This window comes from Nocardia sp. CA-119907 (assembly GCF_050955995.1).
Taxonomy (GTDB): domain Bacteria; phylum Actinomycetota; class Actinomycetes; order Mycobacteriales; family Mycobacteriaceae; genus Nocardia.
On sequence record NZ_CP192091.1, the window covers coordinates 9,159,997 to 9,182,840 of the forward strand.

Annotated in this window: 24 protein-coding genes and 1 tRNA gene; 8 read left to right on the top strand and 17 right to left on the bottom strand. The window is 65.4% G+C overall.

Annotation, left to right across the window (positions count from 1 at the left end; translation table 11 throughout):
• The first annotated feature begins 46 nt into the window (after window positions 1-46).
• The gene (locus tag ACQP2D_RS41090; RefSeq protein WP_354959645.1) at window positions 47-421 is read left to right on the top strand and encodes a PH domain-containing protein; all 375 of its coding nucleotides are present in this window, start codon (window positions 47-49) and stop codon (window positions 419-421) included.
• 18 nt (window positions 422-439) lie between these two features.
• Here the strand turns inward: ACQP2D_RS41090 and ACQP2D_RS41095 are convergent, their stop codons facing one another.
• A complete protein-coding gene (locus ACQP2D_RS41095) occupies window positions 440-1,504 on the bottom strand; it encodes an alpha/beta fold hydrolase (protein WP_433681273.1) in 1,065 nt (354 codons plus the stop codon).
• Window positions 1,505-1,611: 107 nt separating this feature from the next.
• On the opposite strand from ACQP2D_RS41095, the gene ACQP2D_RS41100 reads away from it, so the two are divergent.
• Window positions 1,612-2,037: an HIT family protein gene (locus tag ACQP2D_RS41100; protein ID WP_433681274.1), complete on the top strand. Its 426-nt coding sequence runs from the start codon at window positions 1,612-1,614 to the stop codon at window positions 2,035-2,037.
• Between the two features lie 35 nt (window positions 2,038-2,072).
• On the opposite strand, the gene cutA is transcribed toward ACQP2D_RS41100, so the two are convergent.
• The 4 genes from cutA to ACQP2D_RS41120 form a co-directional block, all read right to left on the bottom strand.
• Window positions 2,073-2,405: a divalent-cation tolerance protein CutA gene (cutA, locus tag ACQP2D_RS41105; RefSeq protein WP_433681275.1), complete on the bottom strand. Its 333-nt coding sequence runs from the start codon at window positions 2,403-2,405 to the stop codon at window positions 2,073-2,075.
• Window positions 2,406-2,491: 86 nt separating this feature from the next.
• A tRNA-Thr gene (locus tag ACQP2D_RS41110) sits at window positions 2,492-2,563 on the bottom strand.
• 126 nt (window positions 2,564-2,689) lie between these two features.
• Complete coding sequence (locus tag ACQP2D_RS41115) at window positions 2,690-2,932, bottom strand: MbtH family protein (RefSeq protein ID WP_011207082.1); 243 nt, start codon at window positions 2,930-2,932, stop codon at window positions 2,690-2,692.
• Window positions 2,933-3,061: 129 nt separating this feature from the next.
• The gene (locus ACQP2D_RS41120; RefSeq protein ID WP_433685920.1) at window positions 3,062-3,895 is read right to left on the bottom strand and encodes an alpha/beta fold hydrolase; all 834 of its coding nucleotides are present in this window, start codon (window positions 3,893-3,895) and stop codon (window positions 3,062-3,064) included.
• A 188-nt stretch (window positions 3,896-4,083) separates the two neighbouring features.
• Here ACQP2D_RS41120 and ACQP2D_RS41125 point away from each other — a divergent pair, with 188 nt between their 5' ends.
• The 4 genes from ACQP2D_RS41125 (at window position 4,084) to ACQP2D_RS41140 (ending at window position 8,263) form a co-directional block, all read left to right on the top strand.
• Complete coding sequence (locus tag ACQP2D_RS41125) at window positions 4,084-4,254, top strand: hypothetical protein (protein ID WP_169338030.1); 171 nt, start codon at window positions 4,084-4,086, stop codon at window positions 4,252-4,254.
• 87 nt (window positions 4,255-4,341) lie between these two features.
• On the top strand, window positions 4,342-5,919 hold the full coding sequence (locus ACQP2D_RS41130) for an alpha,alpha-trehalose-phosphate synthase (UDP-forming) (RefSeq protein WP_433685921.1): 1,578 nt from the start codon (window positions 4,342-4,344) through the stop codon (window positions 5,917-5,919).
• Between the two features lie 116 nt (window positions 5,920-6,035).
• Window positions 6,036-6,770 carry a response regulator transcription factor gene (locus tag ACQP2D_RS41135; RefSeq protein WP_433681276.1) on the top strand — a complete coding sequence of 245 codons (735 nt, stop codon included), beginning with the start codon at window positions 6,036-6,038 and terminating at the stop codon, window positions 6,768-6,770.
• Window positions 6,767-8,263 carry a sensor histidine kinase gene (locus ACQP2D_RS41140; RefSeq protein WP_433681277.1) on the top strand — a complete coding sequence of 499 codons (1,497 nt, stop codon included), beginning with the start codon at window positions 6,767-6,769 and terminating at the stop codon, window positions 8,261-8,263. Before ACQP2D_RS41135 ends, ACQP2D_RS41140 begins: the two co-directional genes overlap by 4 nt.
• A gap of 162 nt (window positions 8,264-8,425) precedes the next feature.
• On the opposite strand, the gene ACQP2D_RS41145 is transcribed toward ACQP2D_RS41140, so the two are convergent.
• The 12 genes from ACQP2D_RS41145 to ACQP2D_RS41200 all read right to left on the bottom strand — a co-directional run bounded on the left by ACQP2D_RS41145 (window position 8,426) and on the right by ACQP2D_RS41200 (window position 20,057).
• Entirely contained in the window at window positions 8,426-8,911 is a 486-nt protein-coding gene (locus tag ACQP2D_RS41145; protein ID WP_433681278.1) for a h domain protein, read from the bottom strand.
• Window positions 8,908-9,687 carry a hypothetical protein gene (locus ACQP2D_RS41150; protein WP_433681279.1) on the bottom strand — a complete coding sequence of 260 codons (780 nt, stop codon included), beginning with the start codon at window positions 9,685-9,687 and terminating at the stop codon, window positions 8,908-8,910. The genes ACQP2D_RS41145 and ACQP2D_RS41150 overlap by 4 nt, the downstream gene beginning before the upstream one ends.
• A gap of 73 nt (window positions 9,688-9,760) precedes the next feature.
• Window positions 9,761-11,170, bottom strand: coding sequence for an MCE family protein (locus ACQP2D_RS41155; protein ID WP_433681280.1), 1,410 nt, complete (start codon window positions 11,168-11,170; stop codon window positions 9,761-9,763).
• On the bottom strand, window positions 11,167-12,390 hold the full coding sequence (locus ACQP2D_RS41160) for an MCE family protein (protein WP_433681281.1): 1,224 nt from the start codon (window positions 12,388-12,390) through the stop codon (window positions 11,167-11,169). Before ACQP2D_RS41160 ends, ACQP2D_RS41155 begins: the two co-directional genes overlap by 4 nt.
• Window positions 12,390-13,661: an MCE family protein gene (locus ACQP2D_RS41165; protein ID WP_433681282.1), complete on the bottom strand. Its 1,272-nt coding sequence runs from the start codon at window positions 13,659-13,661 to the stop codon at window positions 12,390-12,392. Before ACQP2D_RS41165 ends, ACQP2D_RS41160 begins: the two co-directional genes overlap by 1 nt.
• Complete coding sequence (locus ACQP2D_RS41170) at window positions 13,658-14,725, bottom strand: MCE family protein (protein ID WP_433681283.1); 1,068 nt, start codon at window positions 14,723-14,725, stop codon at window positions 13,658-13,660. The genes ACQP2D_RS41165 and ACQP2D_RS41170 overlap by 4 nt, the downstream gene beginning before the upstream one ends.
• On the bottom strand, window positions 14,722-15,753 hold the full coding sequence (locus tag ACQP2D_RS41175) for an MCE family protein (RefSeq protein WP_433681284.1): 1,032 nt from the start codon (window positions 15,751-15,753) through the stop codon (window positions 14,722-14,724). Before ACQP2D_RS41175 ends, ACQP2D_RS41170 begins: the two co-directional genes overlap by 4 nt.
• Window positions 15,750-16,961 (bottom strand): MCE family protein, encoded by a 1,212-nt coding sequence (locus tag ACQP2D_RS41180; RefSeq protein WP_433681285.1) that lies wholly within the window; start codon window positions 16,959-16,961, stop codon window positions 15,750-15,752. The genes ACQP2D_RS41175 and ACQP2D_RS41180 overlap by 4 nt, the downstream gene beginning before the upstream one ends.
• Before the next feature lie 6 nt (window positions 16,962-16,967).
• A complete protein-coding gene (locus ACQP2D_RS41185; RefSeq protein WP_433681286.1) occupies window positions 16,968-17,819 on the bottom strand; it encodes an MlaE family ABC transporter permease in 852 nt (283 codons plus the stop codon).
• A 4-nt stretch (window positions 17,820-17,823) separates the two neighbouring features.
• Window positions 17,824-18,588: an MlaE family ABC transporter permease gene (locus tag ACQP2D_RS41190; RefSeq protein ID WP_433681287.1), complete on the bottom strand. Its 765-nt coding sequence runs from the start codon at window positions 18,586-18,588 to the stop codon at window positions 17,824-17,826.
• Window positions 18,589-18,907: 319 nt separating this feature from the next.
• The gene (locus ACQP2D_RS41195) at window positions 18,908-19,825 is read right to left on the bottom strand and encodes a 3-oxoacyl-ACP reductase (RefSeq protein ID WP_433681288.1); all 918 of its coding nucleotides are present in this window, start codon (window positions 19,823-19,825) and stop codon (window positions 18,908-18,910) included.
• 43 nt (window positions 19,826-19,868) lie between these two features.
• Window positions 19,869-20,057, bottom strand: a complete 189-nt coding sequence (locus ACQP2D_RS41200; protein ID WP_354959653.1) for a ferredoxin — start codon at window positions 20,055-20,057, stop codon at window positions 19,869-19,871.
• Between the two features lie 367 nt (window positions 20,058-20,424).
• Here ACQP2D_RS41200 and ACQP2D_RS41205 point away from each other — a divergent pair, with 367 nt between their 5' ends.
• Together ACQP2D_RS41205 and ACQP2D_RS41210 are read left to right on the top strand one after the other, a co-directional pair.
• On the top strand, window positions 20,425-21,618 hold the full coding sequence (locus ACQP2D_RS41205) for an acyl-CoA dehydrogenase family protein (RefSeq protein WP_433681289.1): 1,194 nt from the start codon (window positions 20,425-20,427) through the stop codon (window positions 21,616-21,618).
• A 20-nt stretch (window positions 21,619-21,638) separates the two neighbouring features.
• A complete protein-coding gene (locus ACQP2D_RS41210) occupies window positions 21,639-22,745 on the top strand; it encodes an acyl-CoA dehydrogenase family protein (protein ID WP_433681290.1) in 1,107 nt (368 codons plus the stop codon).
• Window positions 22,746-22,844 lie beyond the last annotated feature (99 nt).

The window sequence follows — 22,844 nt, forward strand, 5'->3', positions numbered from 1 at the left end:
GAGGGGGCGCACCAGCCGACTCCACCGCGCAAAGGACGTGCTGACGATGGGTCTGATCGATGGACTGATGGGCAATGCCGGACGGATCGATCCTGGCAGGGCGCAAGAGGAATACGCGAGGCTGATGGGCAACGCCGAACAGGTCTATGCCGCGTATCTGCTTGTCCGCGACGCGATTCTGTTCACCAACCGCCGTCTCATCCTGGTCGACAAGCAGGGTGTCACCGGCCGCAAGGTCAGCTACCACAGCATTCCCTACCGGGCGATCACACACTTCTCGGTGGAAACCGCTGGCACCTTCGACCTGGATGCCGAACTCTGCATCTGGATCTCCGGTACGCACGAGCCGGTGCAGAAGCGGTTCAACCGCCAGGTCGACATCTACGAGGTGCAGAGCATCCTTTCGCACTACGTCGCCTGACCTGCCGACGCGAAGGTCCTAGGCCGATACGGTCGTTCGGGTCACCACCGGCCGTACCCGGGTCAGCAGCAGCTCGAGGAATTGCTCGGGCTGCCAGAACGCCGCGAAGTGGTTGGCCTCGGAGATCAGCGCGAACTCCTTGTGCGGGGCCTGGACATCGTCGAAATAGCGGCGTGCCCTGGCCGCGGGCATCAGGCTGTCGTATTCGCCCTGAAAGATGAAGAACGGCAATTCGAATCGGGTGCCCTCGCGCCAGGCGTCGAAGTGTACCGATTCGACGCCGATCCGCTCGGAGAATTTCATACCGTCCGCGCCCGCCTTCAGATCGCGCAGCCGGTGCTGCGGCGAGAACCACATCGACGGCATGATCAGCTTCTTCAGGACCTCGGTGAGCATGGGGTCGGAGCTGGTCGCCAGTTTCGCGTACCGGCCCCATTGTTCGGCGGTCCACCGGGTGGCATCAGGACCCATCTGCTCCAGCTTCACTGCGGCAGAACGCTTTCCGGCATCCCGCAAACGCCGCACCACAGCGAAGAATGCGCTGTCGTCGCGCTCGCCGCCGGTGATGTTCTGGTCGGTGCCCACGTAGGCCGAGTACAGCTCCGGATGATTGCGCGCCAGGCGAAGTCCGAGCACCGATCCGAACGAATTGGCCAACAGCACCACCTTGTCCTGGTGCAGACGCTCGCGCACATACCGGGTGACCTCGAGCGCATCGGCGAAGAGCCGGTCGAAGCTCACCTCCCCCTGCGCACCGCGCCCGAAAGTCTTTCCCGCACCGCGCATATCCCAGCGCACGATCGTGAAATGCCGCTCCCAGGCCCGGGTCCGGGTGGCGAAGTAGGTGTTCGTCGCACCGGGGCCGCCGTGCAGTTCCAGCAGCACCGGGTTGGCCAGGTCCTCGCCGCGGATCTCGATCCACTGCTCGATGCCGCCGATGGTGACGAAGCCGGATTCGGCGATGCCGTTCAGGGTGTCGATCCGCAGTGCGTGCGCGTTGGCGCGGCGACGCAGCTGACGGTGGGCGAGCAGACCCGCGGGAGCGACGGAGACGGCGGTGGCGGCGAGTGCGATGGCGATCATGTCATTCCTTAAACTGTGTCCATCGGAAACTAATATGTGTACCTTAGACACAGTTTTAGATCGGCGTCAACACCACCCTGAACAGCGACCCGAGTAGCCTCCGGTGCATGCCTTCCGTTTTCAGCGCGATCATCGCGGGCCAGCTGCCGGGTCGATTCGTCTGGGAGGATGACGAATTCGTCGCATTCCTCACCATCGCCCCGGTCACTCAGGGCCACACCCTCGTGGTTCCCCGCAAGGAAATCGACCAGTGGCAGGACATCGACCCCGACACCTTCGCCCGTCTCAATGGTGTCGCGCAGAAGATCGGTCAGGCCGTTCGCGAGGCCTGGGACGCGCCGCGCGCGGGCCTGCTCATCGCCGGTCTCGAAGTCCCCCACCTGCACGTCCACGTCTTCCCGGCCTTCACCATGGGCAACTTCGACATCTCCGGCGCGCAACACAACCCCACCCCGGAATCCCTCGACGAGGCCCAGGCCAAGATCAAAAAAGCGCTCCGCGAACTCGGCTACGGAGCCAACGTCCCCGACTGAGCGCAGTCGAACCGAAGGGGCCGTCGAACGCGGCCCTATTCCGGTGCGGCAGTTGCCCGTTCGACCCACTCGGCATAGCTGTCGACGCACCATTCGACCGGGGTCGCCGTGACTTCCGGGCTATCCCACGGGTGCAACTCACACACCCGGGCGGCGAGACGGTCGCGCGCCGTCACCGACGTCGTGAAGCTCACGCGCCATTCCTGGCCCTCACCGAGCTTGCCGAGATGCCAGAACACGGATAGGGCCGGGCCGGTGACCTCGGCACCCGCGGCGAGTCGTTCCTCGACCACCGCCCTCGCGATGGCTCTCGCGTCGTCCTCGGTCGGGGTCGTGGAGGTAACCGACCACACTCTCGCCACTGCCACCCGGCCACAGTAGGCGGCCTTCGATACGTGGCGTGAAGTCCGAGCTACAAGAAACGGGCGCGCCGTAAACGGCACGCCCGTATCGGAGCCCCCTGTCAGGATTGAACTGACGACCTTTCGCTTACAAGGCGAGTGCTCTACCACTGAGCTAAGGAGGCGGACGGTATCTGACTCAACAAACGGTGCCAATCATAACCGGGCACGCCAACTGCGTGACACCGGCTTACGGTGTCACGCAGTGACGGTTCAGCATTCGGCCCCGGCGCAGTATCGAATACCGCTGATCAGGACTGGGCGCCCTGCCTGGCCGCGTCATCGGCGGCCATAGCGTCACGCAGACTCTTCGGACGCATGTCGGTCCAGTTCTTCTCGACGTACTCGACGCACGCGGCGCGGCTGTCCTCACCGAAAACGACTCGCCATCCGGCCGGAACCTCCGCAAAGGCGGGCCACAGCGAATGCTGTTCCTCATCGTTTACCAGAACGAAGAAGCGGCCGTCTTCGTCATCGAAGGGGTTGGTGCTCATTTCACCTCACTGGATACTGGCGCGTGTACGGGATAACCCTTGGCGCATCCAAGCGCTGTTAGAGCGCCGGAAGCTCCCAGAGCGTTGTGTCGACCCTAGCAAGGCAGACGTTACGCGTAGGCGGTTACCTCAGGCCGCGAAAAAATCGAGCAGGATCTTGTTCACGGCTTCCGGACGCTCGAGATAACCATAGTGCCCCGCATCAGGAACTTCCAGGTAGCGCGCACCGGGAATGGCCTCGGCAACCTCCCTGGACAGATAGGGCGGAATCATTCGATCATCGGCGAAACCGACGGCCAGGCACGGCACCTTGATGCCGCGGTAGGCCTGCACCCGGTCGAAATCGTGGTCCATGCGGCGCTGTGCCCGGATACCCGGCGTCACCGGACCGCCGGTGAATTCGAACAGGTCCAGCCAGTCGCGGGCGGCATTCGGATCGGCCATGGTCGCGGGCGACATATTCATTACCGCGGTCACCGCGGCCTCGTACTTCGCGGGCAACTGGACCCCGCTGGCGTCGAGTTCGTGTTCGCCGAGCGAAAGCGTCTTCTGGAACTGGTCGAGACGGCCGTGCGCGGCCATGAATACCGCCTTGCGCACCAGCTCCGGACGCGCCAGCGCGAGTTCCTGGGCCACCCGCGCGCCCATCGAGGTGCCGACCACCAGCGCGGGGCCCTCGTCGAGCAGTTCGATGAGTCCGGCGGTATCGCCGACCAACTGCTCGAGTGTCATGCCGGCGGCCGCCTCGAAGGACGGTTTGATGCCGCGGTTGTCGAAGGTGCAGACCCGATATCCGGCCTTGACCAGCGCCGGCACCTGATGCAGCTCCCAGACCCGCCCCGGGCTCCCGGTACCCATGATCATGACGACGAGCGGCCCAGCGCCCCGCACATCCGTGCCTGCGGCCCGGTCGCCCTTGACCTGGTAGTTGAGCGAAATTCCGTTCACCGTGGCCAGCGGCATATCGTCCCTTTCGTGGAGTTGGTGCTGCGCGTCCACGGTAGTAGGGCCCGATTTCCGCCGCACGGGCGACGGGCGCGAGCGCGGACGTGTCCTAGGTCACCGGCATCCGGGTGCGGCGCACTCGTGCCGGGTCCGGATAACATTGACTATTCGCACGTACGAGCGTACTGAGCCGGGAGGACAAGAAGATGGCCGCGAAGAGCAGCGCGAACGACATCGCGGACGACGATCTGGAACCACTCGCCGACGAGACCGCCCGTCAGGCGCAGCGCGTTGTCGCGGCCTACGCGGAGGATGCCGACGAATGCCGGATGCTGCTGTCGATGCTCGGCATAGGACCCAACTCACGGGGCGAGTAGCCACCGACGCGACGTCAACGGGGCCGTCGACTATCCGATAACTTCAAGCGGGAACAGCGACGCGCAAAGGATGCGTGAGTGGACCAGATGACCCAACAGCCGTCCGACAACTCCGAACACGCCATTCCAGAGCCACCATCCGAACCCGACACCACGGTGGTCCCCTCGCCGCTCGCCGAAGCGAATGGGGCGGGCTCCGGCTTCGTTGTCGTCGCCAATCGGCTCCCGGTCGACCTCGAGCGACTACCCGACGGCTCCACCCGATGGAAGCGCAGCCCGGGTGGTCTGGTCACCGCGCTGGAGCCGGTGCTCCGCAATAACAAGGGGGCCTGGGTCGGCTGGGCCGGGGTTCCGGATGTGGATATCGACCCGATCATCGAGGACGGCCTGGAACTGCATCCGGTGCCGCTGTCCGCGGCCGAGGTCGCCGACTACTACGAGGGCTTCTCCAACGGCACGCTGTGGCCGCTCTACCACGATGTGATCGTGCGCCCGGTCTACGACCGCGCGTGGTGGGCCGCCTACGTCACCGTGAACCGGCGCTTCGCCGAGGCCACCGCGAAGGTCGCCGCCGAGGGCGCCACCGTCTGGGTGCAGGACTATCAGCTGCAGCTGGTGCCGAAGATGCTGCGCATGCTGCGGCCGGACCTCACCATCGGATTCTTCCTGCACATTCCGTTCCCGCCGGTCGAACTGTTCATGCAGATGCCGTGGCGGACCGAGATCATCGAGGGCCTGCTCGGCGCCGACCTGATCGGCTTCCATCTGCCCGGCGGCGCGCAGAACTTCCTCTACCTGGCGCGCCGGCTGGCCGGACAGCCCACCTCACGCGGCACCGTCGGCGTGCGCTCCAAACTCGGCGTCGTACAGGTCGGCTTCCGGACCGTCCGGGTCGGCGCATTCCCGATTTCCATCGCATCGGCCGAACTCGACGAGCATTCGCGCCGCCGCTCGGTGCGCGAGCGCGCCGCGAAGATCCGTGCCGAACTCGGCAATCCGAAGAATATTCTGCTCGGCGTCGACCGCCTGGATTACACCAAGGGCATCGATATCCGCCTCGCCGCGCTGGAGGAACTGCTGCTGGAGGACAGGCTGGATCCGGCCGACACCGTCATGGTGCAGTTGGCCACCCCGAGCCGCGAGCGGGTGGACAGCTATATCCAGATGCGCGGCGATATCGAGCGTCAGGTCGGCCGGATCAATGGCGAATTCGCCAGGGTCGGCTATCCGGTCGTGCACTATCTGCACCGCCCGATCCCCCGCGACGAACTCATCGCCTTCTTCGTGGCCGCCGACGTCATGCTGGTGACGCCGCTGCGCGACGGCATGAATCTGGTCGCCAAGGAGTACGTGGCCTGTCACAGCGGCCTCAACGGCGCCCTGGTGCTGAGCGAATTCACCGGCGCCGCAGCGGAATTGCGGCAGGCCTACCTGTGCAATCCACACGACCTCAACAGTGTCAAGGATGCCGTGGTCTCCGCGCTGGAGGACGATCGCGACACCCGCCGCCGCCGGATGCGCTCGCTGCGCCGCCAAGTGCTCGCCCACGATGTGGACCGCTGGGCGCGGGCATTCCTGGAAGCACTCGCTCAGGACCAGGTCGCGGGCAGCGCGCTGCTCACCGACGACGATGTGTACCCGGAAGAGCGTGCGCCCCGACGCTGACCCGGCCACGACGGAGCGGGACTTACCCGGACCCGTTCGCACCGCACCCGAGCGCTCACAGGAATCACCCAGCTAAGGTCCAGGCAGTTCCCAGTCGATTGCCGGAGTATGAAGCAATGAGTGGTGTGCCTGCGGAGACCACGCCCGAGGCTCGGGTGCTGGTGGTGGACGACGAGCCGATGATCGTGGAGCTCCTGTCGGTGAGTCTGCGCTATCAGGGGTTCGCGGTGGATACCGCCGTCGACGGGGCACAGGCACTGGACAAGGCGCGCAGCTTCCGGCCGCAGGCGCTGATCGTCGATGTGATGATGCCGGGTATGGACGGCTTCGGGCTGCTGCGCCGCCTGCGCGCCGACGGCATCGACGCGCCGGTGCTGTTCCTCACCGCCCGCGATGACGTACAGGACAAGGTCGCCGGACTCACCCTCGGCGCCGACGACTACATCACCAAACCGTTCAGCCTCGAGGAAGTGGTGGCCCGGCTGCGAGTCGTGCTGCGCCGCTTCGGTCATACCGCCCCGCAGCGCGAGAGTTCGCGAATTCGGTTCGAGGACATCGAACTCGACGACGACACCCACGAGGTGTGGAAGGCGGGCGAGCCGGTCGCGTTGTCCCCCACCGAATTCACCCTGCTGCGGTATTTCATGGTCAACGCCGGCACGGTGCTGAGCAAGCCGCGCATCCTGGATCATGTGTGGCGCTATGACTTCGGCGGTGAGGTGGGGGTGGTCGAGACCTATGTGTCCTATCTGCGCAAGAAGGTCGACACCGGCGATCAGCGACTGATCCACACCCTGCGTGGCGTCGGCTACGTGATGCGCGCGCCTAATCGCCGCTCGTCCGAGAAATGACCACCGCCCGCATCGATTGGATCCGCCGCAAACTGTCACGCGCATCATCGGCGGTACCGCTGCGGGTGACCCTGGTGCTGGCACTTGTACTGCTGTCCGCGCTCGGACTATTGGCCTCCGGCATGGTGGTCACCTCCGCATTGGAGAACTCACTGCTGCATCGCACCGATCAGCAGCTCCGCGATGCGGTCATGGCGTGGTCCCGGCCGCGACCGCCGAGCCCGGCGAATCCGCCGCATCCGTCCAGCACCTTCTACGTGCACATCGAACCGACGCCGGGTGGTAACGGCACCGCCTACCTCGAGACCAGGCCGTTCAATGTCGAGGCCGATCCGGAGTTGCCGCGTCTACCCGAGGTGCGGCCGACCACCGACCCACCGGGGAGCCGAGTCCTCACCAAACCGATAACCGTCGGCTCCAAGGACGGCGCGACGGTCAAATGGCGGACCATGACGGCGGTGTCGGCCGATACGACGACAACGGTGGCGATGCCGCTCACCGAGAACATCGACACCGTCAACCGATTGATCATGTTGCAGTTGGTCGTCGGCGCCGCGGTACTCGCCGCGCTGGCCGTGCTCGCCTACTTCGTGATCCGTCGCAGCCTGCGCCCGCTGCGCGCGGTCGAGAAGACCGCCGCCGCCATTGCCGCCGGTGATCTGCATCGCCGAGTTCCGGTGCGCGGCACCAATACCGAGGTGGACCGGCTGTCCCAATCGCTCAACGGCATGCTGGCACAGATCCAGCGGGCCTTCGCCGCGACGGAGGCCTCCGAGGCGGCGGCGCGGCACTCCGAATCGAAGATGCGCCGCTTCGTCGCGGACGCCAGCCACGAACTGCGCACTCCGCTGACCACCATTCGCGGCTTCGCCGAACTGTATCGCCAAGGCGCGACCACGGATCCGGCGATGTTCATGGACCGGATCGAGCGCGAGTCGCAGCGGATGGGCATACTCGTCGAGGACCTGTTGATGTTGGCGCGCCTGGATGCGCAACGCCCGCTGGAGCAGGACCCTGTCGACCTTCTCGCCGTCGCCAGCGATGCCGTGCACAGCGCCCGAGCTGTCGCGGCAGCAACATCGCAGGAGGGCCCGCCGCGCCGCATAGAGCTCGAAATCAACTCCGGCGAAGGCACATTGGAGGTCATCGGCGATGCCGCGCGGCTACGCCAGGTGCTGGCGAATCTGCTCAACAACGCCCTCATCCATACGCCGCAGGACGCCTCGGTTACGGTGCGGCTGACACCCGCCGAGGACGAAGTCCTGGTCGAGGTCGCCGACACCGGCCAAGGCCTGCCCGCCGACGAGGCCGAACGCATCTTCGAACGCTTCTACCGCACCGACACCTCCCGCACCCGCGGCAGCGGCGGCAGCGGCCTCGGCCTATCGATAGTGCAGGCCCTTGTTACCGCGCATGGCGGTTCGGTCACCGCCGCCAGCACTCCCGGAACGGGCACTACTTTTACCGTGCGCATTCCGCGCTCGACGCGGTGAGCGGGCAACGTCTCCGACAGCATCTGTCGCCCGTCCCCGGTAAGGCGTGGGCGGCATCAAGCGGACACGAGACTGCACGGCGGCAAGATGGTGCACCGGGGAAGCCGAACCGCTCTTCACCGTACGACTGCTCCGAGAATCGCGAAACCAGCTGAGCGCGAATCAGATCGGCGTGACCGCCGAGACGAGCCAGTGCCCGCCGTCCTTGTCCAGGCTCACCTTCACCCGGCTGGTGCTGATATTGGCCTGCGGCGCATCCTTGCTCGTGGTCACCTGATTCAGGTACAGCAGCACCACCGCGTGCGCGGATTCGGCGGAGACGACTCCGGTGGCCTGGGTGGTGGCCTGAACGTTGAGTTCCTTCTCCTTGGCGCCCGGTGCGATGGCCTCCCTGATCAGCTTCAGGTAGTCGTCGTGAAAGCTACCGGTGAGATTGACCGCCGCCTTGGGCAATTCGGCGTCCACCGTCTTGAAGTTGTAGGTGAACATCGCCTCGACGGTGCGCTGGGCGGCGGGCACCACCTGGGTGCGCGCCTGTTCGCTCTTGCGGTCGTTCCAGTACCTGTATCCGGTGACTCCGCAGATCGCCGCCAACGCAACGATGACGAGGGCGACGGCCGACGCCACGAGAACCATCCGCCGATTCATGCTACGAACTCCACCTGTGAGGCGGTGATCCCGTTATCGCCGCGAGTGACGGTGACACGGAATCGGTAGAACCGCGTCTGCGGATCCGCCATGCCCGCATTGGTCAGGGTCTGCTTGGCGGCGACCAACACGCGCGCCGAATCCCCGTCCTCGCTCTCGATGGCGGATTCGATGATCTCGCCGGTGGCCTTCACCTTGGCCTGCTCGACCACACTCGCGTAGGCATCCTTGCGCTGCGAGTATTCGGCCTTGAGTTCGCCGGAGGCCACCGAGAGGACGCGATCGATATCGGCCTTGGCGGTGTCGTCCTTGATGGTGGTGAGATTGAGGATCGCCTGCTTGGCGGTTTGCGTGTAGTCCGCGCGCCGCGCATCGCGCTCGCTGGCGCTGTGCAGCTGATAGGTGAAGAATCCGGTGGACACCACCAGCGCGATCGCGATGAGCGCGGCCGCGGCGGCCCCGGCGACCAGCAACCACCGCGGCGGGCCGGACTTCGGCTCGGCGTCGACGGCATCGGCCACGCTGGGAATCTCCAGTGTGTTCACGGGTTCGGAATCCGCGGCCTCGCTCGCGCCTTCCGCGGACTCGCGCGCACTGTCGGCGACCGGCGTGGCCTTTTCGGCCTTGACCGTCACATCGACCGCGACCGCCTTGGATAGCTCGGGGGCGTCCGCGCCGTCTTCGGCCTCGAGTTCGAGGGTGTCCTCCGGCGGCGGCCCCGCCGAACGCACCGCACGTCGCCGGATCCGACTCCTGACCACACTGGATTCACTCATGGCTGCACCTCGCTACGCTCGGCTCCGCCATGAGCGAAGCACGCTGTGTCGATGATTCGCTCGCTGCGTTCACTCATTGTTGCTGCTCCTGAAGCATCGCCTGCCAACTCGACGGTATCGTGCCGGATCCGTCCTTTCCGATATCCCCCTGACGGTACGTGCGTCCGTCCGGTCCCATGAACGTCCCGCTGCCGGGATCCAATGTCGTAGTGTGCGCCGCCGGGTGGGTCGAGCCCTGGTCGCCGATCGGGTCGCCGGACGGCGTCACCGGCTGCGGTGGGCCGAACGGTGGGTTATTGCCTTCCGGCACATAGCCGACCGGATCGCGGCAGAGTTCCGGTGTCGGCGCCCGCTTGCCGGGCACCTCCATACACGGCGTATTGCGGATACCGCGGACCGCTTCCCTGGCGTTCTGCGCCACCTTGCAGTACAGGCCGGGCGGGGTATCCGGGAAGTCGAGCTGAGCCGGTGACCGGCGCTGCTCCGGTGTCAGGAAGCCGGTGGTGCAGCCGGGGGGATCGTTGAGTTCCAGGTGGAAGTCGACGACCGCGCCGTATTCGACCGGTCCGCGGATGACCGTCAGAAAGGCGGCGGCCAGCGGCGGATAGACCACCAGGACCTGTTCCAGACCGGCGTGGTAGGTCACCCCGACCTGACCGATGCTGACAAGATTCGACAGCAGAATCGGCAGTGTCGGCCGCAGATCCTGGAACAGCGAACTCACCTGCTGCGCAGCACCGGGAGTCTTCTCGATGAGATTGCGCAGCGCCGGATCATGGGCGCGCAGTTGGTCGGTGACCGTTGCCAGGTCACGGGTCCAGGACCGGATCGCGGCATCGGACTGGTTCTGGGTGTCCAGCAGCGGGCCGATCTTCTCCAGCAGATCCTTGGTCGGCTCCACATTGGCCTGCGCCTCTTGCACCAGCAGCGATGCGGAGTCGATGAATTTCTGCAGATCCGGTCCGGCACCGTTGAACGCCGTGAACGCATCGTCGATCACCTGCCGCAGCTTGGTGTCGGCGATGCTGGCCAACAGGCGGTCGGAGCGGTCGAGCACCGAACCGATGTCCTCCGGCAGCCTGGTGCGATCCACCGGGACCACGGAACCGTCGGACAGGTTGCCGCCCTTGGGATTCGAGACCGGAACCAGATCGACGTACTGTTCGCCGATGGCCGAGACACTGCGCACCCACGCGTCGACGTCAGCGGGAATCTTGTAATCGCTATCGATGGACAGCTTGGCGTCCACACCCGACGGGGTGAGCCGAACCTCTTCCACCTTGCCGATATTCGTGCCGCGGTAGGCGACATTGGCCGTCGGATACAGCCCGCCGGTAGCGAGCAGCTTGACCGTCACCTCATAGCGGCCGATGCCGAACATGGCGGGCAGCCCCACATAGACGCCGCCCATGACCACCAGGCCGATCACCGTCAGCACCGAGAAGATGGTCAACTGGATCCGGACGAATCGCGTCAGCTTCATCGGCCCGCACCTGCCTGTCCGGCGGGCGGAACGGTGAGACCGGGAATCGCGGGCAGCCCCGGAATCGGCGGCAGCCCAGGGATACTCGGTATCGGGGCGGGTGTCGCGGGCGATGGCTGCAGCGGCGCCGTCGCCGGATCGCTATTGCCCTCCGCGGTACCGGCCAGCCCACCGAGTGCGCCCTCGACCCCACCGAACCGACCGCCCAGCGGGGTGCCGGTCAGGAAGTTCGAATCCAGCCGCTTACCCGTGAGATCGACGGTCATGAGCAGGTTCATGTAATCGCCCTTGACCGCGTTGTCGAGATTCTTCATCGGGAACGGGAAGGTGAATATCAACTTCATCACCTCGACGAGGCTGTTCCCGGTGCTGGCCAGGGTCTCCAGCACCGGTGCCAGATTCCGCAGATTCGCCTTCAGATCGTCCCCGCCCTGGGTCAGGATCCGCTGCACCACATCGCTCAGATCACCAAGGGCGGTAATGGTATTCGTGATGTTCTCGCGGCGATCGGCGAGCACGGTCAGCGCCGGGTGGATCTGCTCGATGGCCGCGGCCACCCGATCCTTCTGCTGGGCCAGCGTGCCCGCGAACCGGTCGAGTCCACCCATCGCATCGATGATGTCCTTGGTCTGGGTGTCCAGCGTGGTGGTCAGCTGGGTCAGCTGCGGCAGCAGGTCCCGGATCGCATCCTGACGGCCGGTGAACGCGGCATTGAGTTCATGGGTGATGGTTTCGAGCTGGCTGATACCGCCGCCGTTGAGCACCACCGACAGCGAGGACAGCGTCTGCTCGGTGGTCGGATAGACATCGGCCCGGTCCAGTGGGATCACATCGCCGGCCTTCAGCTCACCCCGCGGGTCTTTCGGCGCGGCGAGTTCGAGGTGATTGCTGCCGAGCAGACTGGTCTGCCCGACCTTGGCGGTCGCGTTGGCCGGCAGCTTCACATCGTGCTTCAGGTTGACGGTGACCAGTGCGTGCCAGCCCTCCACCTCGATCTTCGATACCGTGCCGACCGTCACGTCATTGACGCGGACCGGCGAATTCCGGGTCAGCGTGGTGACATTGGGCATCTGAATCTTGACCTCATAGGCGTTCGGATCGTTTCCGGCCGCACCCGGCATGGGCAGTGAGTTGAGCCCGTCCCACTGACAGCCACTGACTCCCAGCGCGACGGCCACGCCGATCGCCGCACCGGCCAGCCGCATTCCTCGGCGTCGCATCATCGCCCTCCTCCCGGAATGGCCAGTCCGGCGATACCGTTCGGCACGGTGACCGGATTCGACTCCGCGACCGGGTCGGCACTGGGTCCGCTCGCGGCCAGACTCGGCGGACTGTAGACCAGCTGGTGCGGGAACGCGGTCTGGTTGGACACCGGATTGGCCAGCAGCGGTGGGTAATTCATCATGAGCTGCTGGATCACCGGTGCCAGGTACTGCCTGCACAGTGCGGCGCTCTGATCGGATCCGTTGGCGTCGTTCGCCTCGACCGCGCCGCAGAGGAAGGCGAACGGATTGGCGAAGTTCGGCGCGACGACCGCACCGGTGAGACTGCCCTGGGCCGGATCGTAGATCTGGTAGAAGTTCACCAGAGCCGTTGGCCCGGCATGCAATACCTGCTCGAGCTGGGGCCGCTTATCGGCGAGGTTCTGGGTGACCTCGGCCAGTCGCTGCACACCCTCGGTCAGCGCACCGCCGCGTTCGTCGATGAACCGCTTGACATCGCCGACGGCGATATCAAGATTGTCCAGCCCGGCGCCGAGATCACCGGAAACATTCGCCAGCACCGACGACACCGAGGCCAGGCGGCCGCCGAATTGCACGATCTGATCGTTGCTCTTGGACAGCACATCCACGAACTGCTGCAGATTGCGGATGGTGCCGAACAGATCCGTGCGCCCGTCCGACAACGTACTCAAGGTGTGCGACAGCTCGCGCAGGGTATCGCGCAGCGCCTGCGCGTTGCCATTGCCGAGATTGTCGGCGGCGGTGTTCACGAACCGGCCGAACGAGCCCTGCTTGTCATCCCCGACCGGCCCGAGCGTCGTTGCCAGCTTGGACAGTTCGGTCTTGATGTCATCCCATTCGACCGGAACGGCGGTGTGTTCGATCGGAATCACGCCGCCGTCACCCAGCTTCGGTCCACCGGTATAGGCGGGCGCCAACTGAATGAACCGCGCCGACACCAGCGACGGCGAGATCATGACCGCCCTGGCATCCGCGGGAATATCGATACCGCGGTCCAGCGTCATCTCGACCCGAACCTTGTCCTTGCCCGGATCGATCGAGTCGATCCGGCCGACCTTGACCCCGAGCACGCGCACGTCGTCACCGGCGTACAGACCGTTCGTGGACGGGAAATACGCGGTGACCGAGGTCTTTCCGATCCGCGACACCAGAGTCCATGCCCCGGCGACGACCAGCGCGGCGATGACGGCGAGGGCGAGCACCCGCGCCCACCGCGGCGCGGTACGAATGGTGCGTAGGGCGTTCATCGCGGCGGCTCCTGAATCGCGGGCTCGATCGACGGCAGCGCGGGATCGGTGAGGTAGGCGCGGAAGGAGTCCGGCACATGCTGCGGCCACACCAGCGCGTCGACCAGAATTTGCAGGCCGCGCGTGGTCGCGTTGGAGACATACGCCTGGAAGTACGGACCGCTGCCGACCTGTTCGCCGAGCGCGGCCGCGAACGGACCCAGCCCGTCGAGCGCCTTGGAGAGGTTGTCCTTATTCGACTGCAGCAGTGCCAGCACCGAATTCAGCCGGTCCAGTGTGGGTTTCAGCTGGGCCTCGTTATCGTTGACGAATCCGCTCAGCTGTTGGGCGAGTCCGTTCACGTACACGATCAACTGGCTGAGCGCGCCGCGCCGCCGGTCCAATTCACCGAGCAGTTCATTGCCGTCGACCAGTAGCGCGTTGATCTGATTGCTGCGATCGGCCAGCACCTTGGTGACATTCTGGGCCCGGCCGAGCAGATCGGTCAGCGCCTTGTCCCGGGCGTTCAGGCTGCGCGAGAGTTGGGTGACGCCGTCGAGTGCCGACCGCAGCGGGGCCGGGGTGTCGGCGAAGGTCGCCGACAGCGCGTCGAGGGTCTTGTTGACCTGATCCATATCCAGGCCCTTGACGGTATTCGACAGATCGCCGAGCGCGTCGGTGAGCGAATAGGGCGAGGTGGTGCGGTCCAGCGGGATCGTATCGTCGGTCCGGGTCGAACCGGTGCCCGACGGTGTCACCTCGAGCGATTTGCGGCCGAGCACCGTATTCGTCTTGATGGCGGCGCTCGTCTTATTTCCCAGCACGATCGATTCGTTCAGGGTGAACCGGACGTAGACCTTGGCACCATCCAAGCGCACCTGTTCGACCCGTCCGGAGCGCACCCCGGCGACCTGTACCTGGTCACCGGGCACCAGTCCGCCCGCATCGGCGAAATACGCGGTGTAGGTCGCGCCGGAGCGGATGAACGGCAACCGGTCGACCTGCAGGGCCGACAGCGAGATCGCGGTCGCGACGACAATGCCGATGATGCCGAGCGAGACGGTGCGTGATCGGGTTTCTGTCATCGGTTCTTCGCACACCTTCCCGTTGTCTGCAAACCGGGCAGGGTGATGTGCAGCGGTTTGCCGTCGGGACCGTCGACCAGGAAGTTCGTGCCGCACACGTACATGTTCAGGAACGATCCGTAGGCGCCGATCCGGACCAGCTTCTTATAGGTGTCGGGCAGCCGGTCCAGTACCCACTGGATGGTGTCGGATCCGTCGTCGAGGGTGGCGGCGAGGGTGCCGGCCTGCTCGAAGGTGGTCTTGAGATCCGGTCGGGCCTGTTGCAGCAGATCGGTCAGATCCCCTGTCGCGCCCGCGATCCGCGGCAGCGCCGCGCCGATCGGATCCTTATCCGCGGCCAGACCGCTGACCAGGCGCTGCAATTCCTCGAGTGTGGTACCGAACTGCTGATCGCGCTCATCGATCGTGGTGAGCACGGTCTTCAGATTCTCGATCACACTGCCGATCAACGCATCTCGGTCGGCCAGGGTCTTACCGAATGATCCCGAGCTGTTCAGCAGTGCTACCAGCGTGCCGCCCTGCCCTTGGAAGACCTGCAGCAGCGCCTCGGTCAGATCGTTGACCTGGGCCGGATCCAGGCCGCGCAGCAGCGGCCGGAAGCCGCCGAGCAGCATATCGAGATCGAGCGCGGGCGAGGTCCGGTCGAGCCCGATGGTGCCGCCCTTCGACATCACCTGGGCGGTACCCGGCCCCTCCAGCAGTTCGAGATACCGGTCACCGACCAGGTTTTCGTAGCGGATGGTCGCCTTGGTGCTGGTGTAGAGCCGGTACTTGACGTCCACGTCGAAATCGACATGCGCGAGATTGTCCTTGCCGACGTGCACACCGGTCACCGAACCGACCGGCACACCGGCAATGCGCACCTTGGCGCCGTCCAGCATGCCGGACGAGCTGGTGAACACCGCGTGATAGCCGCTCTCCCTGGCGAAGCGCATCTGGCTGAACACCACCACCAGCCCGGCCAGGACCAGGGCCATCACCACGGTGAAGATGGTCAGCTTGATGGTTGTCGCGCGCGTACTGCTCATGGCTGCCCCACCCCCGGCAGTCCGGCGAACAGGATCTGGAACACCTTGGGACCGTTCAGATGTGTCGTCGTCGACGGCGTCCAGACATGACCCTCGGAGGTATCGGTGACCACGAAGTTCGCGTGACTGTCGGGCACCCGGTCGACGACGCCGTCGCAGTGCGGCCCGCCCGTGGCGTTGACCTTCGGCAGATCCTGCGGGTACTGGTAGGCATCGGCACCGGGCATGAAACTCGCATTCAGCGGCACCGCGTCGAACCGCCCGCCGAAGATGTCCTCACCGATCGGGAGCACATTGGCCAGGCCGACGACCAGGCAGTACAGCGCGGGCTTGTAGTCGTTGAGCAGCTGGGTGGTCGGGCGCAGCAGATCCAGCGCCGTCACCAGCGGGTGTTCGTTCTCGCGCAGGACCGAGCCGGTGGTATCGGCCAGTCCGATGAGGTTGGCCAGCATCGCATCGACGTTCTCCTGCTCCTCGACGATCGTCCTGGCCGTCACGGTCGCGTTATCGGTGGTGCGCAGCAGATCCGGCACGGTGTCGGCGTACAGGTTGGTGACGCCGGTCGAGGCGACCAGATCCCGTTGCAGCGCGGGCAGACTCGGGTTGATATCGCGCAGGTAGGCATCGCTGCGGGCGAGCAGATCACCGAGCTTCTCGCCGCGCCCCTGCAGCGCGGTACCCAGCGCCGAGAGGGTGGCATTGAGCTTTTCCGGCTCGATCTTGTGCAGCACATCGGTCAAATGCTGGAACAGCGTATTGAATTCGACGGTCACCGACTGGGCGGTGACGGTCGCACCGGGTTTCAGCGAGGTGGACGAGGCTTGTTCCGGCACAATGAAATTGATGTATTTGGCGCCGAATACCGTGGTGGACTTGATATCCACGGCCGCATTGGACGGAACCATTTTCAGCAGTTCGGGATCCATTGCCAGCGTCAGCCTGGCGCCATCGCCGGTCTGCTTTATTTCCGAGACCCGGCCGATCTCCACACCGCGAATCTTCACCTTGGCGTCGGGGTCGAGCACCAGACCGCTGCGCGGTGCGTCGACCGTGACGGTCACCGTCTTGGTGAACCCACCGACGAACATGACCATCGCGACCGACACGACCGCGACCAGCGCGAGCACCATGCCGAGCCCGGCCAGCTTCAGCCCCAGCCCGCCGCGCAGTGCCGCGCCGAGGCCGCTTCCCGATTGCTTCGTTGCCATACCGCTCTACCCGGAGAGATGGAAGTTGCCGGAGGTGCCGTAGATGGCCAGCGAGATCAGCAGTGTCACCGTGACCACCGCGACCAGTGAGGCCCGCACCGCATTGCCGACCGCGATCCCCACACCGACCGGTCCGCCCGCGGCGTTGTAGCCGTAGTAGGTGTGGATCATCATGACCGCCAAGGCCATGAAGATCGCCTGGGCGAAGGACCAGAGGATGTCGCTGGGGATCAGGAATGTGGAGAAGTAGTGGTCGTAGACGCCCGCGGACTGCCCGTAGATCACCACGGTGGCAAAGCGACTCGCGATGAACGAGCAGATGACCGCCAGCGCGTACAGCGGCACGATCGCGATCATGCCCGCCAGCACCCGGGTGCCGACCAGATACGGCACCGGCCGAATCGCCATGGACTCCAGCGCGTCGATTTCCTCGGCCACCCGCATGGCGCCGAGCTGCGCGGTCGAACCCGCGCCGATCGTTGCGGCCAAACCGATTCCGGAGATCACCGGCGCCGCGATGCGCACATTGATGAATGCCGCGAAGAAGCCCGTCAGCGCCTCGACGCCGATATTGCCGAGCGAACTGTAACCCTGCACCGCGATGGTGCCGCCGGTGAACAGCGTGAGAAAGCCGACGATGACGACCGTGCCGCCGATCACGGCCAAAGCGCCTGTGCCCATGCTGATCTCGGCGATCAATCGAATCGTCTCGGTCCGATAGTGCAGCAGGGCGCGCGGGATGGAACCGATCGTCTGCGCATAGAACACCGCATGTTTACCCACCGAATCGAGTGAGTCCGAAAAACGACGCACTCGCCGCACGGTACGCGGGAATCGGGACTGGATTACGAACGCCATCGCCTCACCGCGCCGAGAACTTGATGCCGACGGCGGTGACCACGACGTTCACCACGAACAGGGCCATAAAGGCGAAGACAACGGTCTGATTCACCGCATCACCGACACTCTTGGGACCACCTTTGACATTCAGGCCGAGATAACAGGCCACCAGTCCGGCGATCAGCCCGAACAAACCGGCCTTCACTTCGGAGATGACCAGCTCGGGCAGATGGGTGAGCAGGGTGATGCCATTGACGAACGCACCGGGATTCACATCCTGCAGCAGCACCGAGAACAGGAAGCCGCCGACGATGCCGATGGTGGACACCAGGCCGTTCAGCAGCAATGCCACGAACATCGAGGCCAGCACCCGCGGCACGACCAGCCGGTGTATCGGATCGATGCCGAGCACGCGCATCGCATCGATCTCCTCGCGGATGGTTCTGGCACCGAGATCCGCGCAGATCGCGGTGGCGCCAGCGCCAGCGACGATCAATACCGTGACAATCGGCCCGACCTGGGTGACCGCGCCGAATGCCGCACCCGCGCCGCTGAGATCGGCGGCGCCGATTTCGCGCAACAGGATGTTGAGCGTGAAGCTCACCAGCACGGTGAACGGAATCGCGACCAACAGTGTCGGAATGATCGAAACGCGTGCGATGAACCAGGCCTGATCAATGAACTCGCGCCCTTGGAACGGTCGTCGAATGCTGGCCCGCGCAACGTCGGCAACAAGTTCGAAAAACCCGCCAACAGCACGCAATGGCACGGCAAGGACCTCGTTCATGCGCGATCCTCCTTGCTCATCCTGCTAATACTGCACACCGCACGATGCCCCTCCTCGGCCGCATCGCCGCAACGATTAGAACACGTTCACATTGCCGTAGGAAGCTTTTCGACACTTTTAAACAGCTCTTTTTGCTTGATTCGGCCTACGAATTTGCAACCTGTATCAATTCAGGATGACCTAACCCTTGTGAGGCGGGACACACCTTGGCTCCCATGTCTACCAACTGCCGAAGTGGTGATCAACAGCTGGTCAGCCACTCGATGGCAGCTGCCATCACTGAGCGACCCGACCATTGCAAGCTACCTGCAAGCAGTTGCTAGCGGTCGAGATCGATCAGTGAAGATGCAGAAAACGTACGCCCGGCGGGGCGCTCCGCGAAGTAACCGCCGAGCGTGGCGGCGAGATCAGCGGAATTCCACTGGTCACCGGCCGCATCGAAGCGCTGCTCGACCACCGGTGCGGCCATCAGCGCGACCATCGGCCCATAGACCACGAACAGCTGCCCGTTGACCGCGTCGGCGGCGGGCGAGGCGAGGAAGGCGACCAAGCGGGCGACGTGCTCCGGCGCGAGCGGATCAATACCGCCCTCCGGTGCCGCACTGAAGACCGCCTCGGTCATGGCGGTGCGCGCCCGCGGCGCAATGGCATTGGCGCGCACACCGAAACGGGACAGCCCGCGCGCGGCGGAGAGCGTCAGCGCGGTAATACCGGCCTTGGCGGCACCGTAGTTGGCCTGCCCTTCCGGGCCGAGCAGTCCGGCCTCGGAGGAGGTGTTGACCAGCCGGCCGTAGATCGGCGCGCCCGCCGCCTTGGACTTGGCCCGCCAGTAGGCGCCCGCATTACGCGACAACAGGAAATGACCACGCAGATGGACCGCGATCACCGCGTCGAAGTCCTCATCGGACATGTTGAACAGCATGCGGTCGCGGGTGATGCCCGCATTGTTCACCACGATGTCGACGCCGCCGAACGCCTCTTCGGCGGTGCTGATGAGCGCATCGGCGGTCGCACGCTCGGCAATGCTGCCCGCGACGAACTCCGCCTTGGCGCCGAGCGCCCGGATATCGGCGAGCGTTTCGGCCACCGCATCCGATTCCGACAGATCGTTGACCACCACCGACGCGCCCGCACCCGCCAGGGCGAGCGCCTCGGCCCGTCCCAGTCCCGCGCCGCCACCGGTAACGATGGCCACCCGGCCCGCGAGACTCACACCGTTGTTGTCTGCATCACTCACGGGCCCGACTCTAGAACGTGTTCCTATTTACGGCAAGCACCCGTCACTGCAGCCGGAGGGCCGCTTTCGGACACTGGGCAACCGCGTCGCGGACATCATCGAGCCGATCCTCGGCGACCTCGCCGACCAAGATGTGCAGCTGATCGTCATCATCGAGTTCAAAGACGTCGGGGGCGATTCCGACACAGATTCCATTGGCTTCGCACTGGTCCAGATCGACACTGACCTTCATGGCAACTCCTTCACTGATGCTCTAGTCGAAGCCTAACAACACGATCTGATGTCGTGCGTCGTCATCGACCACATTCGCTCGCAATACTGGAACATGTTTCAGTTCATATGCAATGATCGGTTAACCGACATCGAACGAAGGCTGCGCTATACCCACCCCGCCGACTCCGCAAGCTCCGTCGGCTGACCATCCCCATCCGCTATACCCACCCCGCCGACTCCGCAAGCTCCGTCGGCTGACCATCCCCATCCGCTATACCCACCCCGCCGACTCCGCAAGCTCCGTCGGCTGACCATCCCCATCCGCTATACCCACCCCGCCGACTCCGCAAGCTCCGTCGGCTGACCATCCCCCAAGAGGTACTGCCATGCGCATTGCGTACACGCCGCAGCAGGAACAGCTCCGTGCGGAGCTGCGCGACTATTTCGCGCGGCTGATCACCCCGGAGCGCCGAGCCGCGCTGAGCGCGACCACCGGCGAGTACGGGCACGGCAACGTCTACCGCGAGGTGGTTCAGGAAATGGGCCGCGACGGCTGGCTCACCCTGGCCTGGCCCAAGGAGTTCGGCGGGCAGGATCGCCCGACCATGGATCAGCTGATCTTCACCGATGAGGCGGCCATCGCGGGCGCGCCGGTGCCCTTCCTGACCATCAATTCGGTGGCGCCGACGATCATGCATTACGGCAGCGAGGAGCAGAAGAAGTTCTTCCTGCCCAAGATCGCCGCGGGCGAACTGCACTTCTCCATCGGCTATTCCGAGCCGGGCGCGGGCACCGACCTGGCCAGCCTGCGCACCACGGCGGTGCGCGACGGCGACGACTACGTGATCAACGGCCAGAAGATGTGGACCAGCCTGATCGCCTACGCCGACTATGTCTGGCTGGCGGTGCGCACCGATCCGACTGCCAAGAAGCACAAGGGCATCAGCATGCTCATCGTGCCGACCACGGCCGAGGGCTTCTCCTGGACCCCGGTGCACACCATGGCCGGACCGGACACCAGCGCCACTTACTACCAGGACGTCCGGGTTCCCACCAGCTCGCTCGTCGGCCAGGAGAACGGCGGCTGGGCGCTGATCACCAATCAGCTCAACCACGAACGCGTCGCACTGACCTCCGCCGGTCCGCTCACCGTCGCGCTGAACCAGACCACCGAATGGGCCCGCAATACCAAGGCCGGCGATGGCTCCCGGGTAATCGACCAGGAATGGGTGCGGCTCAATCTGGCCAAGGTGCAGGCCAAGGTCGAGTACCTGAAGCTGCTGAACTGGGAGATCGCCAGCCGGGCCGATGCGGGCGGCGATGCCGCGCCGCGGCCATGGGACGCCTCGACCTGCAAGGTCTACGGCACCGAACTTGCCACCGAGGCCTACCGCCTGCTGATGGAAATCCTCGGCCCGCAGGCATATCTGCGCCAGGACTCCCCCGGCGCGGAACTGCGCGGACGCTTGGAGCGGTTCCACCGCGCGGCGCTGATCCTGACCTTCGGCGGCGGCACCAACGAGGTCCAGCGCGACATCATCGCCATGACCGCACTCAAGCAACCCGCCGCGGCGCGCTGAGCAGAAAGCACATAGACACCATGGATTTCACACCCACCGAAGCTCAGCTCGACCTGACCCGCCTGACCGCCGAGGTCTGCGCCAAATTGGTCACCGCCGACCGGATCCGCGAACTCGACGCCGAGGGCCGCTTCGACGAGCCGCTGTGGCAGTCCCTCGCCGAGACCGGCGTGCTGGCCGCCGCACTGCCCGAAGCGGTGGGCGGCGGCGACTTCGGCGCACTCGAGCAGAGCGCCGTGCTGCGCGAACTCGGCAGGCATGTCGCGGCGGTGCCGTACCTGTGGTCGATCGTGGTCGGCGCGGGCGCGCTCGCACAGTTCGGCTCGGGGGCCCAGCAGGATTGGGCGCGCCGGGCGGCCGATGGCAGCATCATCCTCACCGCCGGGCTGGCCGAGGAACACAATTGGGAGCCGACCAAGCCGACCACGGTGGCGCACGAGGCCGATGGCGGCTGGCGGCTCACCGGCGCCAAGACCACGGTGCCCTACGCCGACCGCGCGGCCCGCATCCTGATCCCCGCCACCGTTTCCGGAGCTCCGGCCCTGTTCCTGGTCGATCCCGCCGACGCGACGGTCAAGGTGACCGCCCAGCGCGTGGTGGACTTCAGCGCCGAGTTCGGCGTCGAATTCCACGACACCCCGGCCGAATTGGTCGCCACGGTGGCCTCCGGCGGGGAGATCCTGGACTGGATCCTGACCCGCGCCTGGCTCGGACTGAGCGCGCAGCAATTGGGCACGCTGGAACGCGCACTCGAGCTGGTCGCCGAATATGCCCGCGAGCGTGAACAATTCGGCAAGGCGGTGGGCAGCTTCCAGGCCGTCGCCCAGCGCCTCGCCGACGCCTACATCGACGTCCAGGGCCTGCGGCTGGCGGTCACCCAGGCCGCCTGGCGGGTCTCCGAGGATCTGGCCAGCGCTGAAGCGGTGCACACCGCCAAATTCTGGGCCGCCGATGCCGGACATCGGGTGGCGCACACCGTGGTCCACGTACACGGCGGCGTCGGCATCGACCGCGACCACATCGTGCACAACTACTTCACCGCCGCCAAACACAATGAATTCGCCCTCGGCACGGCCACCGACCACCTACGAGCCATCGGCTCACTCCTCGCGGAAACCCCTGCCTGACCCCGCCGCTGACGACTGCTTGCACGTCGCTCGAAAGGGTCGGCATCCGCCCCGAATCGGCCCGCCGGACCTGCCACCGGCGGGCCGATTGTGCGGCGA